Here is a 14251-nt window from a genome sequence, read left to right as displayed (position 1 = left end):
AAGAAGCGATATAACAGATAAGAGTCATGTAACAGACAAACCCCCGCCATTTTCAGTGAGATACTGAGAATGGCGGGTTTTTTTTAGATCGGGTTTAGCATTACTGTCTAGTAGTATTACTGCAAGTTGCAAGTCGATTACGAGCGGCCCGCTTTAGCCGCTGGACGGCTGGACGGACGACCGCTCTGGCTGCCGCCAGGTCTGCTGCCTGATGGGTTTGAACGGCCATATGAGCCGCCGGGTGATTTCTGACTCTGGATGCCACTAGGACGGCCGCTGGCATTAGCCTGACTCCCCGAAGCACCTCTCGCTCCACCGCCAGCATACCCGCTGCCCGATGCACTTCTAGTTCCACCGCCTGCATTACCGCTGCCCGATGCACCCTTAGCGCCACCTGCGTTACTGCCGCCCTGCTGTTTGCCTTGTGCGAACCATTCCGACTTCGGCTTGCGGGGCGGATTCGTCTTGGCTTTCTGCGACGGTTTGACCGGTGCTTTGCCGGGACGGTCTGCCAGCAATGCCAGATTGCTCTTAGACATCGGGTACGCATGATCCTTGACCTCCGGAATCGTCTTGCCGATCAGCTTCTGGATATCCTTCAGATACGGAATTTCCTCCGCTTCGCACAGCGAGATGGCGATACCGCTCATCCCCGCACGGCCGGTCCGGCCAATCCGGTGAACATAGGTTTCCGGGATATTCGGCAGATTGAAGTTGATAACATGAGATAGCTCATCAATATCAATTCCGCGCGCAGCGATGTCTGTAGCTACCAGCACGCGGGTCGCTCCGCTCTTGAAATTTCTCAGCGCATTCTGGCGCTCATTCTGTGATTTGTTGCCGTGAATGGCCTGTGCTGTAATATTAATACGGGTTAAATCCCGGGTTACCCGGTCCGCGCCGCGTTTGGTGCGTGTGAATACCAGTGCCGATACAATCGACGGGTCCTGCAGCAGACGGTTCAGCTGATTTTGCTTATTTCCGTTCTCCAGCAGATAAATCGACTGTTCAATTCTGTCTACTGTGGAGGATACCGGAGTGATCTCGATTTTCACCGGATTGACCAGCAGTGTCTTGACCAGCTGCGAAATCTCTGTAGGCATGGTCGCCGAGAAGAACAAGGTCTGCTTCTTGAGCGGCATCTTGGCGATAATCCGCTTCACATCATGAATGAAGCCCATATCCAGCATGCGGTCCGCTTCATCCAGCACCAGAATCTGCACATGCTGCAGATCCACACGCTTTTGGCTGATCAGGTCAATCAGTCGGCCCGGTGTAGCAATCAGAATGTCGGCACCGATGGCAAGCGCCCGCTCCTGCGCCTTCTGTGATACTCCACCGACAATGGCTGTCGAACGGATCGTTGTGAACTTGCTGTAGGCCTGAATGTTCTCCTGAATTTGCAGCGCCAGCTCACGGGTAGGCGTAAGAATCAGGGAACGGATGCGTTTGCCTCCGCCGGTTCTGCCCGGCTGCTGGCTCAGCAGCTGAATAATCGGCAATGAGAAGGCCGCCGTTTTACCGGTACCGGTCTGTGCACAGCCCAGGATGTCTCTGCCGGCTAATGCCGCAGGAATAGACTCTTCCTGAATAGGGGTTGGGGATGTATAGTTTTCCAGGCTAAGCGCCTTAAGAATCGGGGGGATCAGGTTCAAATCGTTAAATGTCATTTTATCTCCTTCATTGTGCATACATATATTGGTGAATCCTTAATTCCAGTACTGTGTATTCCTTTTGCGGCGTCTCCACATAGCGCTCAGCAAAGTTATAACACATAATGATAACACAGAAAAGCGAATATGAAAACTTTCATTTCTTTCATTTCAAAAAAATATATAACAAAAAAGCAGAGGATGGGTCCCCTGCTCTTGTCTTCACTATAATAAAATACTAGTCTAGGATTTCAGCGGTATCGCCATTATTGGCACCTGCAGCGTTAGCTTCATCGGTATCGATGTGCATATCCAGCTTGAAGCTGTCGGATACGCGTGCAATCACGTTCTCCAGCACCAGGCCGCGTTCGCCGCCCAGACGTACCTTCAGGAGCTGCTTATCGGCAATGCCCCAAGCTTCTGCTTCGGAAGTGTGGAAGTGGATGTGGCGCGCTGCTACAATAACGCCAGTCTCCAGCTCAACTTCACCGGCAGGTCCTTTAATCGTAATTCCTGGTGTTCCTTCAATATTGCCGGATTCACGGACAGGTGCCTTCACGCCGAGGCTGAAGGAGTCTGTGCGGGATACTTCCAGCTGCGAAGCCGGACGGGCAGGTCCGAGGATTCTAACTTTGTCGAACTTCCCTTTCGAACCAATTACAGCCACTTGCTCATTCGCTGCGAATTGTCCGGGTTGGGACAGAGGTTTGAACTCGGTCAATTGGTAACCTGGGCCGAACAATGCTTCTACGTGCTCCTGCGTAAGGTGAATATGCCGGGCCGACACACCTACGGGTACAGTCTTGCTCATTTTTAAGTCACTCCTTGTATTTTCTCTAGTATCTGTACAAGCCACTGAACATTATACATCTATTTACCCACAAATAAAAAGACCCGCATCACAATGCGAGGCTTTTTTCCGGGCATATTACGATTCTGTGAATGCTTCATCCTGGTTTTTCCAATTCATAGTCACTTCCTGGCGAGAACAGAGGCTCTATCTGCGGAAGAAGGCAGTTGTTCCCTCAAGAACCCTAGCGCATTCTCATATAGCCAGCCCCGTACATCAGCTTCGGGATAGTATTTCAGCAGCATATCGGCGAACTCCGCATATTGTCCCGGATGCTCCAGCCCTTCTACCCACGAGTCAATCCCGTCAAAATCCGAGCCGAACATCAGCTGTCCGCTCCCGCCAAGACCACAAACATGCTCAATATGCCTCCGCATATCCTCCCGCTTGGTCCCTCCTCCATCCCGCACGAACCAGGGGACAAAGGTAAGCCCGATTCGCCCGTCCTTGACAATCAAAGCCTTCAGCTGATCATCACTCAGATTGCGGGGATGACTGCAGACCGCAGCGCAATTGGAATGCGAAGCAATGAACGGACGGGCACTGAGCTCCTGCAGCTCCCAGAAGCCTGCCGGGGCTAAATGCGACACATCCAGCAGCATTCCACTCCGGTTGCACCAGTCGATCAGCTTCCGGCCATGCTCGGTGAAACCGCCATTCCGCCGCTCCAGCACGCCGTCCGCGGCCCAGTTAGCATAGTTCCAGGTAATCCCCAGGCAACGCACACCCAGCTCGAAGCATAACTGGGCATAGAACAGATTGCCCTCCAGACCGTCTACGCCCTCCAGAGAGAGCATTCCATAGGCTGAAGCAGTTAAGCTGCCTTCCTGCACTTCCTCCTTCCATCGCAGCCACTGAAGCCCTCCAGGACCAGTAACCTTTTGGTGAAAGCACTCGATTTGCCCCAGAATATCCTCGAATTTGGCCCTTCCGCGCACCGCAGACAAGTAGATGGCAAAAACCTGCAGTCCGACATTCCCCTCTGCCAGCCGCTCTGCGGTCACATCCAGCCGGGGATCATTCCTGAAGTCTATCCCTGGATTCGCCTGCAGCTTACTCAGAGCATCACAATGAAAATCCGCTACCCGCAGCTTCCTGTTTCCCATCATAGGTCAGCTCTCCTTCTTCCTTCACCTTATGAATATCTGAATGAACCGTTGACGGCCCAGTGTCTATTTTATATATATGCGCCTAACGGAAGCAGCAGTCAGCACAGCAAAAAGCCTGTTTACAGTGTAAACAGGCTTAATCTAAATGATTCACATTCACTTGATTATCTAGGTTCTACAATAAGTTTGATTGCCGTCCGGTCTTCCCCATCAATCACTATATCCGTAAAAGCCGGAATACAGATCAAGTCCACTCCGCTAGGTGCGACAAATCCCCGGGCGATGGCAACGGCCTTAACGGCCTGGTTCAGTGCTCCTGCTCCAATAGCTTGTAGCTCGGCCGATCCACGTTCGCGAAGAACACCTGCTAATGCGCCAGCAACGGAATTTGGATTGGATTTAGCTGATACTTTTAATACATCCATAGTAAGTACCTCCCCTGGGAAAATGATGGTGTTCTTCTTCCACTACAGTAGATGTTATTCGCTTCAGAAGAATTAATTCCTTCTTTTTGCGGACCTCTCCGGAGAAAATAGTTCAAAAGATACTCTTTTTCGATATAATAAATATCACACTTTACCCAAAACAAAATGAGTTTTACCGAATTAGCTCATCACCCATTCATCCTCACGCAGCCGGATCTTCTCCAGTCGTGTCGCTCTGCCTGTAGCTTCATCAAGTTCTGCGAATAGACCATGCAGCTGCCACTTGCCTTCGTCGACTACAAACCGGGAGGGAAGCTGAGTTGTAAATTTATAGATGATCGCATCCTTTTCCATACCCAGAATCCCTTCTCTTGAACCAACCATACCCGCATCTGTAAGATACGCTGTACCTCCAGGCAGGATCACATCATCGTTGCTCTGCACATGAGTGTGTGTGCCGACTACAATCGAAGCCAGTCCATCCATAAAATAGCCCATCGCTATTTTCTCAGAGGTTGCTTCCGCATGGAAATCCACCAGAATGCACTTATGCTCTCTGCGCAGCTCTTCCACAATCTCCTCGCCTACCCGGAACGGATCATCGATCGCCGGAAGAAAAGTGCGGCCCTGCAGATTCACAATCGCCAGCTGCTTGCCATTTCCCTTAACGACGGTGTACCCCCGGCCCGGTGTTCCCGGCGGGAAGTTAGCCGGACGGATAATCCGCGGCTCGTCGTCGATGAACTCAAAGATATCCTTGTTGTCCCAGGTGTGGTTGCCCATCGTAATGCCGTGGACACCCCAGTTGAAAAATTCGTTAGCGATGGCAGCGGTGATTCCTCTTCCGGCAGCGGCATTCTCACCATTGGCAATGATGATATGCGGCTGATATTTACTTTTCAGGGATGGCAGCATTTCACGCAGCGCTTTTCTGCCTGTATTGCCTACAATGTCTCCGATAAATAAAACTTTAATAATCTTCTCCTCCTAAATTTTTGGTTTGTGTATGCTCTGCCAACCATAAATCGCTGCTTAAGTATAATTTCACCTATTCTGCTTCATTCCAAACTCCACGGCGCGAGTGGCGCCTGGTAGAGCCTATTAGATAGTTCAGCAGGCTCCAATGTGAATGGGTATACCAGCAACTCACGGCGTGCACGCAAGAAAAAAGGCCCCGCAAGGGGGCCGATTTCCTTATTTATTTCGCATATTCTACAGCGCGTGTCTCGCGGATTACCGTAACCTTGATATGACCCGGATAATCCAGCTCACTCTCAATCATCTTCGTAATATCGCGGGCCAGACGGAAGCTTTCGGCATCATCAATCTTCTCAGGCTGTACCATTACGCGAACCTCGCGGCCCGCCTGAATGGCATAGGATTTCTCGACACCCTCGAAGGATTCCGAGATCTCCTCCAGCTTCTCCAGACGTTTGATGTACGTTTCCAGGGTCTCACGGCGTGCACCTGGACGGGCAGCCGACAAAGCATCAGCAGCTCCAACCAGCATAGCAATAACCGAGGTAGCCTCGCAATCTCCATGATGGGACGCGATACTGTTGATAACCACCGGATGTTCCTTGTACTTCTTCGCCAGTTCGACGCCGATTTCAACATGCGAACCTTCCACTTCATGATCAAGCGCTTTGCCGATATCATGCAGCAGTCCGGCACGTTTTGCAAGCACGATGTCTTCCCCAAGCTCACCGGCCATAAGTCCAGTCAAATAAGCAACCTCCATGGAGTGCTTAAGTACGTTTTGACCGTAGCTCGTGCGGAATTTCAGGCGGCCCAGAATTTTGATCAGATCCGGGTGCAGACCATGAACGCCAACCTCGAAGGTAGCTTGTTCACCGTATTCGCGAATCCGTTCATCTACTTCTTTACGGGATTTCTCCACCATTTCTTCAATACGTGCAGGATGGATACGTCCGTCTGCCACCAGTTTCTCGAGTGCCGTACGGGCCACTTCGCGGCGGATCGGATCAAATCCTGACAGAATAACGGCTTCCGGCGTATCATCAATAATAAGATCAATGCCGGTCAGAGTCTCCAGCGCACGGATGTTACGTCCTTCACGACCGATAATCCGGCCCTTCATCTCTTCATTCGGCAAGGTAACGACAGATACCGTAGTTTCAGCCACATGATCAGCCGCACAGCGTTGAATCGCCAAGGTGATAATCTCGCGGGCTTTCTTGTCCGCTTCTTCCTTGGCCTGCTGTTCAATTTCCTTGATCATCTGAGCAGTTTCATGGCGAACTTCCTGTTCTACATTGCTGAGAATGATACTTCTGGCATCATCGATGCTCAGATTGGAGATACGTTCCAGTTCAGTAACCTGATTCTTGTAAATAACATCAATTTGCTGTTGGGTTTCATCAATTCGTTTCTCTTTGTTAGCTACTTGTTCTTCTTTTCGTTCAAGCGATTCCATTTTTTTATCCAGCGATTCTTCCTTTTGCAGCAAACGTCGCTCTTGCCGTTGGATTTCATTCCGACGTTCACGAGTTTCTTTCTCAGCTTCGGTACGGATTCTATGAACTTCATCCTTAGCTTCGAGTACCGTTTCCTTCTTCAGCGCCTCCGCCTCTTTCTTCGCGTTCTCCACGATGACTACGGCTTCTTTCTCTGCGCTGGAAATCTTAGCTTCTGCAAGGGATTTACGAATAAAATAACCGAATCCAAAGAATGCTGCAGCTACAACGAGAACGATAATGACCCAGATCAATGGTTCCATCTGTTCACCTCCTCGTTGATATCCTCCAAGGTTCTTCCCTTGGGTATTTGTGCAGTTGTTAAACTATCCGTTCATCACCATACAAAAAACCGGTAATACACCGATTGCCATACTGCACATGCTGCACATGCACATTGCCCGCCTTATCCGGCGATTACATTTCATATGAGTTGTACGCGAACCGGAACATAAGAGTCTGCTTTTTGGGAAGGAAAAAGGATTCTTAGTTTATGCCGATTCATGTTATATTTTATTATTTATAAAAAGACCTTGTCAAGAGAGTCGATAACCGCATTAAAGTCAAGAGAATCAATCCGGGAAGTAAAACTCCTCTTCTTCCCCCTCAGAATCCTGCTCATCCCGCAAAATCCCGATCACCTGGCGTACCATTTCACCTGAGAATCCCCGGCGCATCAGGAACGCCCCTGTCTTCCGGCGTTTGTCGTTCACATCTCCCCGGATCATATTCCATTTCTTCCGTCCGGTCTGCAGTGCGCTCTCCAGCTCCTGCTCGGGTGTGATCTCATCCAGCGCTTCCGCAATCAGCGACTTATCGATCCCCTTCTCGCGCAGCTCCTGCCTGATCCACATTTTGCCCTTACGCTGATTCACAATCCGCTGCTCCGCCCACTGCTTAGCGTATAAGGGATCATCAAGCAGACGTTCCTCCTGCAGCCGGAGCAGAACTTCGGCAATAACAGTCTCCCCTATTTCCTTCTCCCTTAAACGGCGGGCCATCTCCTGTCCCGTTCTGGGCTTGCGCTCCAGATACCTAAGCCCCTCCACATACGCCCGCTGGCGCTCGTCTGCGGCAACGATATCCTCCAGATCCGCTTTTACAAAAGTACTCCCGGTAATCATCCGGTATTTAATCATGACATCTTCATGAACAGTCATGTTGTAGTCTCCGAAATGGATCAGATAACGATAGTTAGACTTCTTGAGCCGCTCCACCCGTGTAATTACCAGCTCTTGATCTCCCGGGAAATCCGCCAGCACCTGCTCATCCTGTTCTTCGAATTCCTCATCCAATTGTATAACCATCCTGCCAATCACCTACTTAAGCTGAAATATTTGCGAAAAGGCACCCTGTTACATCTTCACAGGGCGCCTATCCATCTTGACTTCATTATTCAATTAGAAGTAGAGGGGGATTTAATTACTCAATCTCAAGCAACAGCTTCTCTTCTTCCTCTTGCTCCGCAGCCACAGCCGCTTCGGATGGTGCCTCTACCAGAGTCGTGAGATTACTTGCCTCACGGATCTTGTTCTCGATCAGCAGGGCAATATCCTGATGTTCCTTCAGGAACTGCTTGGAATTCTCACGTCCTTGACCCAGACGTTCCCCTTCATAGGAATACCAGGCACCACTCTTGTTAACGATATCCATCTCTGTACCGATATCCACAAGGCTTCCCTCTCTGGAAATCCCTTCGCCGTACATGATATCTACATCTGCTTGCTTGAACGGAGGCGCTACCTTGTTCTTCACAACCTTGATCTTCGTACGGTTACCCACGACATCATTACCCATCTTGATACCCTCTACCCGGCGCACATCCAGACGGACGGAGGAGTAGAATTTCAGAGCGCGTCCACCCGGAGTGGTCTCAGGGTTACCGAACATTACCCCGATCTTCTCGCGAAGCTGGTTAATGAAGATCGCAATGGTGTTGGATTTGTTGATGGCACCTGACAGCTTCCGCAATGCCTGAGACATCAGACGGGCCTGCAAGCCTACGTGAGAATCACCCATGTCGCCTTCAATTTCTGCCTTCGGTACCAATGCTGCTACAGAGTCAACTACAATGATGTCTACTGCTCCGCTACGTACAAGCGCTTCAGCGATTTCGAGGGCCTGTTCACCTGTATCAGGCTGGGACAGCAGCAGTTCATCAATGTTAACGCCAAGCGCCTTAGCATACTTAGGATCAAGCGCATGCTCAGCATCGATGAAGGCAGCTTGTCCGCCCTGCTTTTGTACTTCTGCGATCGCATGAAGTGCAACCGTCGTCTTACCGGAAGATTCCGGTCCATATACTTCAATAATACGTCCTTTGGGAAGTCCGCCAATACCTAGTGCAATATCAAGTGCCAAAGATCCGCTAGGTACAACTTCCACTTTCATGTGAGTGGATTCTCCCAGTTTCATTACCGAACCTTTACCGAATTGTTTTTCTATTTGACGAAGCGCCATATCAAGCGCTGCACGACGATCTGACAATCAGACCACTTCCTTCACTGTTTATAGTATTATAATAACGTGTATTGAAGGTCTTGCCAAGTCTTTTTTCGAACATACATTCGTTTTTTTTACTCACAGGGATAATACTCCCTTTTATTGTAAGACATAGGCCTCCTTCCGGATGCAAGACTTTTGCAGGTACCTCTCTTCTGCTCATCACGTGAATAGGAACAACCTTAGGATAATTTGTTATACATAATATAAAACAAAAAACCGCAGCATGATTGCTCAAGCCACGGTTCTTCCGCATACATAAATTATATACCGCCTTGAACCGTTATTGCAAGGCCGAGCCTTCCAGGGGAGTGGCAACCTTGCGTTCTTCCAGCCGGCGCCACAGGCGGTACAGCAGCGCCTTAACGGTGCGCAGGCGGATGTTATCACGGGTGCCCTTCAGATTCAGCTCGTATACCTCTGTCTTGCAGCCCCTCTCAGCCAGTCCTACGAACACAAGCCCCACCGGCTTGCGCTCGGAATATCCCGGTCCGGCTACACCGGTAACCGATAAGCCGAAGTCCGTGTCACCGATCATTCGCACCTGCTCAGCCAGCACCTCCGCAACCTCGCGGCTCACGGCTCCCGGGGCATCCGGGCCTTCAAGCATAGCGGAGGGCACATTCAGCAGTTTTTTCTTAATATCATTGGAATAACACACGATCCCCCCGGCAAACATGGAGGCGCTGCCCGGGATATTCGTAATACTCTCCATCAGCAGCCCGCCCGTACAGCTCTCGGCAGCACTCAGAGTGAGCCCCGCATCCGCCATCCAGTCCACAATCAGCTGCTCCAGCGGCACATCGATGTTGGCATACAGATTCTCCGGCAGAATATCCGCAATCGTCTTCTCCAGAGCATCGAGCTTGACCATAGCCTCCCGTTCGGACGGCGCCTTGGTAGAGATGCGCACGGTCACTTCGCCTTCCTTGGCATACGGGGCAATCGTAGGATCACTCTGGCTGCGGATCAGATCAATCAGCTTGTCCTCCAGCAGCGACTCGCCAATCCCGGCGAACTTCAGCATCTTCGAGTAGAGCGGCATTTCACTAGTAAGTGCATGCTGCTGAAGCCATGGCTTGGCCTTATCCGTGAACATCGGCTTCATCTCCCGGGGCGGACCCGGCAGCACGATATAATATTTGTCCTCTTCTGCAAAAGCAATCCCTACCGCAAGGCCTGTATCATTGGACAGAGGAGTCGTCCCTTCAATGACAAGCGCCTGCTTGCGGTTATTCTCAGTCATTACAATCTTGCGGTCATCAAAGAAGCGCTGCACATGATCCATGGCCAGCTGGTCAATGTGCAGGGTCCGGCCAAGCGCCGCAGCCAGCGCATCCTTGGTCAGATCATCCTCGGTCGGACCGATGCCACCGGTGAACAATATAACATCCGCCCGGCTCTGAGCAATCCGGATCGCTTCCAGCAGGCGGCTTTTGTTATCTCCCACAACGGTCTGAAAATAAACGTCAATGCCTAATGCAGCCAGCTCTACTGAAAGAAACTGGGCATTGCTGTTCACGATTTGTCCAAGTAATAGTTCTGTTCCAACGGCAATAATCTCTGCTTTCATAGCTGACGTTCTCCTCCTGATTGTAGGTATTCTGCAAGGTTCAACCTGTTCCAGCATCTCAGGCTTTGTTCAAATCCAGCAGTTCCTTATTCTTCACGAAATAATCAATGCCAGAGTAAATGGTAATGATGGCTGCCGCCCAGATGGCAATGTCATCCACAGGAATGCTGACGAACTGGAACGGGAAATTGTTAAGCAGCAGCAGTGAAATGGCAACAATCTGAATCACTGTTTTTACCTTTCCCCATTTGCTTGCAGCCACTACCTTCCCTTCCAGCAGTGCCACCTGGCGCAGGCCGGTCACGGCAAACTCACGGCTGATGATAACAATGGCAATCCAGGAATCGCATCTTCCCATCTCGACCAATGAGATCAGCACGGCCGAGACCAGCAGCTTATCCGCTAGGGGATCGAGCAGCTTGCCCAGATTAGTGACCATGTTATATTTTCTGGCTATGTAACCGTCAATTCCATCGGTACTGGCTGCCAGCAGAAAAATAACCGCCGCGACCAAGTGATTAATTGAAAGCTGAAAGGAGCCCCAATGTATCGGTTCCGGATAGAAGCTGAAGTCCACCAGCAGAAAAAACATCATGATTGGGATAAGGCAAATACGCGCTAATGTGATACGGTTGGGTAAATTCACTGAAGGTTCCTCCCCTAGTCCATACGAATCCGGTATTACAGCATGTTCTTCAAAACTGCTTAGCTAGTATATTATAGCCATAAATAAGTGTCAAAAAAACATAAAGCACCCCGCAAGTAAGGTAAGTATACACTGCGGGGCACATGATCTTACTTTAAATTGTTAAACTGTAAATCAAGCGGCAAATCAGCCTTGCGTAAAAGCTGGATAATCTGCTGGAGATCGTCGCGGCTTTTACCGGTCACACGGATCTGATCACCCTGAATGGTGCTCTTGACCTTCAGCTTGGAATCGCGGATCAGAATATTGATCTTCTTCGCGTTCTCCTGGTCTATCCCTTGCCGCAGCCCCAGCCGCTGGCGCACCGTGCCGAGCGAAGCCGGCTCCACTTTGCCGAAATCCATATTCTTCAGCGTGATTCCCCGCTTCACCATCTTGGTCTGGAGGATATCAATTACTGCGTTCAGCTTGTATTCATCCTCTGAGGCGACTACAAGCGCATCCTTCTCCAGCTTCAGGCTGCTCTTGCTGTTCTTGAAATCAAACCGGTTCTCAATTTCCTTCTCGGTCTGATGAACCGCATTGGTCAGCTCCTGCATATCCATCTTGGATACGATATCAAATGAACTTTCTGAACTCATGGTTCCACATCCTTTAGTTACAATTAGTCTGTTCCTATTATATGAGATAGGCGCTCCTAAGTCTAATATTGGAAAAGAGTCAAGTGGAAACGGCATTCCGTCCTTTGTAAGGACGGTACCGTTTCAGCGAGAAATAGAAGGATAATTTATAGCGTGAACATATAAATTCTTATATTTGCACCTAAAAACACGCCTCCCGGAACCCGCCCGGGAGACGCTCACCTAAATATTATCTGCTGCGTGCAGGAGCCCGGAACATATCCAGAATCCCCAGCAGAACATGTGCCAGTCCAAAGCCCAGAATACCATATCCCCAGGCGCCCGGTGTCAAATAATACCCCAGGAGACTGACAATAATACCAAGCCCTGTTACAATCCAGCTGACGGTCATGAGAGAATACACCTCACTTTGGCGAGAAAACTGTTAAACACTTCTAGGTTCTCCAATCTGCCAAAGACTATACATTGGATCTACTATTCTCCGGTAGTACTCCCGCCAGTAGCGCCGTCCGTCCCGCTATCCAGTTCAAGCAGCAGACGCGAGGAGGTTTTGCCGTCGGTGATTGCCTGTCCGTTGACCGAAATGGCCGTAGCCGGTGAATATCCCGACTTGATATACATGCCTTCGCTGTCCAGCGTGAAGCTGAGATTATCGCCGGCCTTGGTGTTCCCGAAGCTGAGCTTTTCCCCCTTGGAGTTCTCGCCCTTGTACACTTCAAGCCAGCTGACTCCGGTTGAGGCAATCACTACTTGAACCTGGCTTCCGGCAGGCGCAGAGACCTTATAGATCGTCGTCTTGCCCGATTTACGGTCTTGAGTAACGGTAACAGCCCCCGGAGCAGCCGATGGAGACGGCTCTGGAGTAGCAGCAGGCGCAGTGGTTGCCGCCGCTCCTGCATCAGGTGTAGCTGCCGCATCTGCTGTCGCTGAAGGCACTGCACCTCCGCCAGCGGCAGTAGGTGAAGGCTTCACCTTGGCCGGATCTTGCGTTGCCGAAGTCATGTCTGCGGTATCCGCCTGCTTCGGGTCCTGTTGATTACTCGATGAAGTAGCATATAAATAGATGACCACCAGAATTAAAATCGGAAAGGTCCACATAAGCAAGGTCGGCAGCCACTTGGCGTTACGCTCCGTTTCAGGCTTACGGCTCCGCTTCTGGATCACGGTCTCCATAGTAGTATCGACGGGGGCGGCAGGCATATTGCCGTGCTCCTCCATCAGTTCATCCGGGTTAACCCCGACCGCCTCGGCATAGGTTTTAATAAAGGCCCGGACATAAAAACTGCCCGGAAGCACTTTATAATCCCCTGCTTCGATGGCTTCCAAATATTTTTTTCGGATCTTTGTTACTTCCTGGACATCATCAAGACTCATCCCCTTTTGCAGACGAGCCTCCTTCAAATGCCGGCCCAGTTCCGACATACCATCACCTCCTGAATGTTGTGTGAGCAATGCTCCTGATTAAATATATTAAAGATCTTCACTGTAGCTTGTCGTAAACGACTCGTACAATATCTCTTCGTTCGGTGCGTTGCGCAGCTCAATAATGATATCGAAGTCATCGAAGGTGAATTCGGACTCCCGCACAAAAATATCAGGATGCTCAATCACCTTGGTGCTTGCCATACTCATGACATTCTGCAGCAGGTTATAATGCTTCTCGTTCGAGCGGATAGTGCTGACGATCCCGTCAATGATAAATACATTATGCGGATTCATTTCGTCTTCGGCGAGCTGGCTGCGGACCGTCTGGCGCAGAAGTGTTGAGGAGACAAACGTCCAGCGCTTCATCGCACAGACGCTGCCGGCAATGATTGATTCCGTCTTGCCTACCCGCGGCATGCCACGTAGTCCTATAACCTGATTACCTTCTTTTTTAAACACCTCACCGAGGAAATCCACCAGCAGCCCGAGCTCATCGCGGGTGAAGCGGAAGGTCTTACGGTCATCTGAATCACGGTCGATATACCGTCCATGCCGGACGGCCAACCGGTCTACAAGCCGCGGTGTACGGAGTGCCGTAACCGTTATATTATCAACTTTCTTGAGCATCTCGCCCATCAGCATGATCTTCTCATCGTCGCTTGTTTCCAGCAGCATTCCGCGCGTCTTGCCTTCTACGCCGTTAATCGTCAGAATATTGACTTCCAGCATACCCAGCATAGAAGCGATGTCGCCTAACAGACCGGGTCTGTTCTTATGTATCTTATACTCCATATACCATTGTTTATATTCCACTTGTGCGCACCTCATAGATTCCTTTTCCCTGCATGTTGTTTCAGATACACGGGTCATGTTAATGATATAGAAAAAAAAATTGAAAGGCAAGGACACGATTGTAATAATTGCAGAAAAGCTCCCGCAAGGGGAGCTTCT

The 14251-nt window shown here is 50.3% G+C and carries 14 protein-coding genes; all 14 read right to left on the bottom strand.

The window, feature by feature from the left end:
• Positions 1-137: 137 nt before the first annotated feature.
• Positions 138-1670, bottom strand: a complete 1533-nt coding sequence (locus C162_RS06645) for a DEAD/DEAH box helicase (protein WP_036692685.1) — start codon at positions 1668-1670, stop codon at positions 138-140.
• A gap of 220 nt (positions 1671-1890) precedes the next feature.
• Positions 1891-2463, bottom strand: a complete 573-nt coding sequence (gene pduL, locus C162_RS06640) for a phosphate propanoyltransferase (protein ID WP_036692683.1) — start codon at positions 2461-2463, stop codon at positions 1891-1893.
• Between the two features lie 161 nt (positions 2464-2624).
• A complete protein-coding gene (locus C162_RS06635; RefSeq protein WP_036692682.1) occupies positions 2625-3611 on the bottom strand; it encodes a dipeptidase in 987 nt (328 codons plus the stop codon).
• A gap of 164 nt (positions 3612-3775) precedes the next feature.
• On the bottom strand, positions 3776-4036 hold the full coding sequence (locus C162_RS06630) for a stage V sporulation protein S (protein ID WP_019910496.1): 261 nt from the start codon (positions 4034-4036) through the stop codon (positions 3776-3778).
• A 180-nt stretch (positions 4037-4216) separates the two neighbouring features.
• The gene (locus tag C162_RS06625; protein WP_036692681.1) at positions 4217-5011 is read right to left on the bottom strand and encodes a TIGR00282 family metallophosphoesterase; all 795 of its coding nucleotides are present in this window, start codon (positions 5009-5011) and stop codon (positions 4217-4219) included.
• Between the two features lie 223 nt (positions 5012-5234).
• On the bottom strand, positions 5235-6776 hold the full coding sequence (rny, locus tag C162_RS06620) for a ribonuclease Y (RefSeq protein WP_036692679.1): 1542 nt from the start codon (positions 6774-6776) through the stop codon (positions 5235-5237).
• A 309-nt stretch (positions 6777-7085) separates the two neighbouring features.
• A complete protein-coding gene (locus C162_RS06615; protein ID WP_036692677.1) occupies positions 7086-7820 on the bottom strand; it encodes a regulatory protein RecX in 735 nt (244 codons plus the stop codon).
• A 115-nt stretch (positions 7821-7935) separates the two neighbouring features.
• Entirely contained in the window at positions 7936-9000 is a 1065-nt protein-coding gene (gene recA / locus C162_RS06610; RefSeq protein WP_036692675.1) for a recombinase RecA, read from the bottom strand.
• A gap of 298 nt (positions 9001-9298) precedes the next feature.
• Positions 9299-10588 carry a competence/damage-inducible protein A gene (locus C162_RS06605; RefSeq protein WP_036692673.1) on the bottom strand — a complete coding sequence of 430 codons (1290 nt, stop codon included), beginning with the start codon at positions 10586-10588 and terminating at the stop codon, positions 9299-9301.
• Positions 10589-10646: 58 nt separating this feature from the next.
• On the bottom strand, positions 10647-11234 hold the full coding sequence (gene pgsA, locus C162_RS06600; RefSeq protein ID WP_036692672.1) for a CDP-diacylglycerol--glycerol-3-phosphate 3-phosphatidyltransferase: 588 nt from the start codon (positions 11232-11234) through the stop codon (positions 10647-10649).
• 149 nt (positions 11235-11383) lie between these two features.
• Positions 11384-11875 carry a YajQ family cyclic di-GMP-binding protein gene (locus C162_RS06595; protein WP_036692670.1) on the bottom strand — a complete coding sequence of 164 codons (492 nt, stop codon included), beginning with the start codon at positions 11873-11875 and terminating at the stop codon, positions 11384-11386.
• A 229-nt stretch (positions 11876-12104) separates the two neighbouring features.
• Positions 12105-12266 carry a hypothetical protein gene (locus C162_RS36600; protein ID WP_179090467.1) on the bottom strand — a complete coding sequence of 54 codons (162 nt, stop codon included), beginning with the start codon at positions 12264-12266 and terminating at the stop codon, positions 12105-12107.
• Positions 12267-12349: 83 nt separating this feature from the next.
• The gene (locus tag C162_RS06590; RefSeq protein WP_036692669.1) at positions 12350-13297 is read right to left on the bottom strand and encodes a RodZ domain-containing protein; all 948 of its coding nucleotides are present in this window, start codon (positions 13295-13297) and stop codon (positions 12350-12352) included.
• A gap of 48 nt (positions 13298-13345) precedes the next feature.
• Positions 13346-14113, bottom strand: coding sequence for a DUF3388 domain-containing protein (locus C162_RS06585; protein WP_036692668.1), 768 nt, complete (start codon positions 14111-14113; stop codon positions 13346-13348).
• Between the last annotated feature and the right edge of the window lie 138 nt (positions 14114-14251).

The organism is Paenibacillus sp. FSL R7-269 (assembly GCF_000517865.1).
Taxonomy (GTDB): domain Bacteria; phylum Bacillota; class Bacilli; order Paenibacillales; family Paenibacillaceae; genus Paenibacillus_AQ.
The sequence above is the reverse complement of the archived record's forward strand: the minus strand, read 5'-3'. Positions and strand labels throughout refer to the sequence as shown.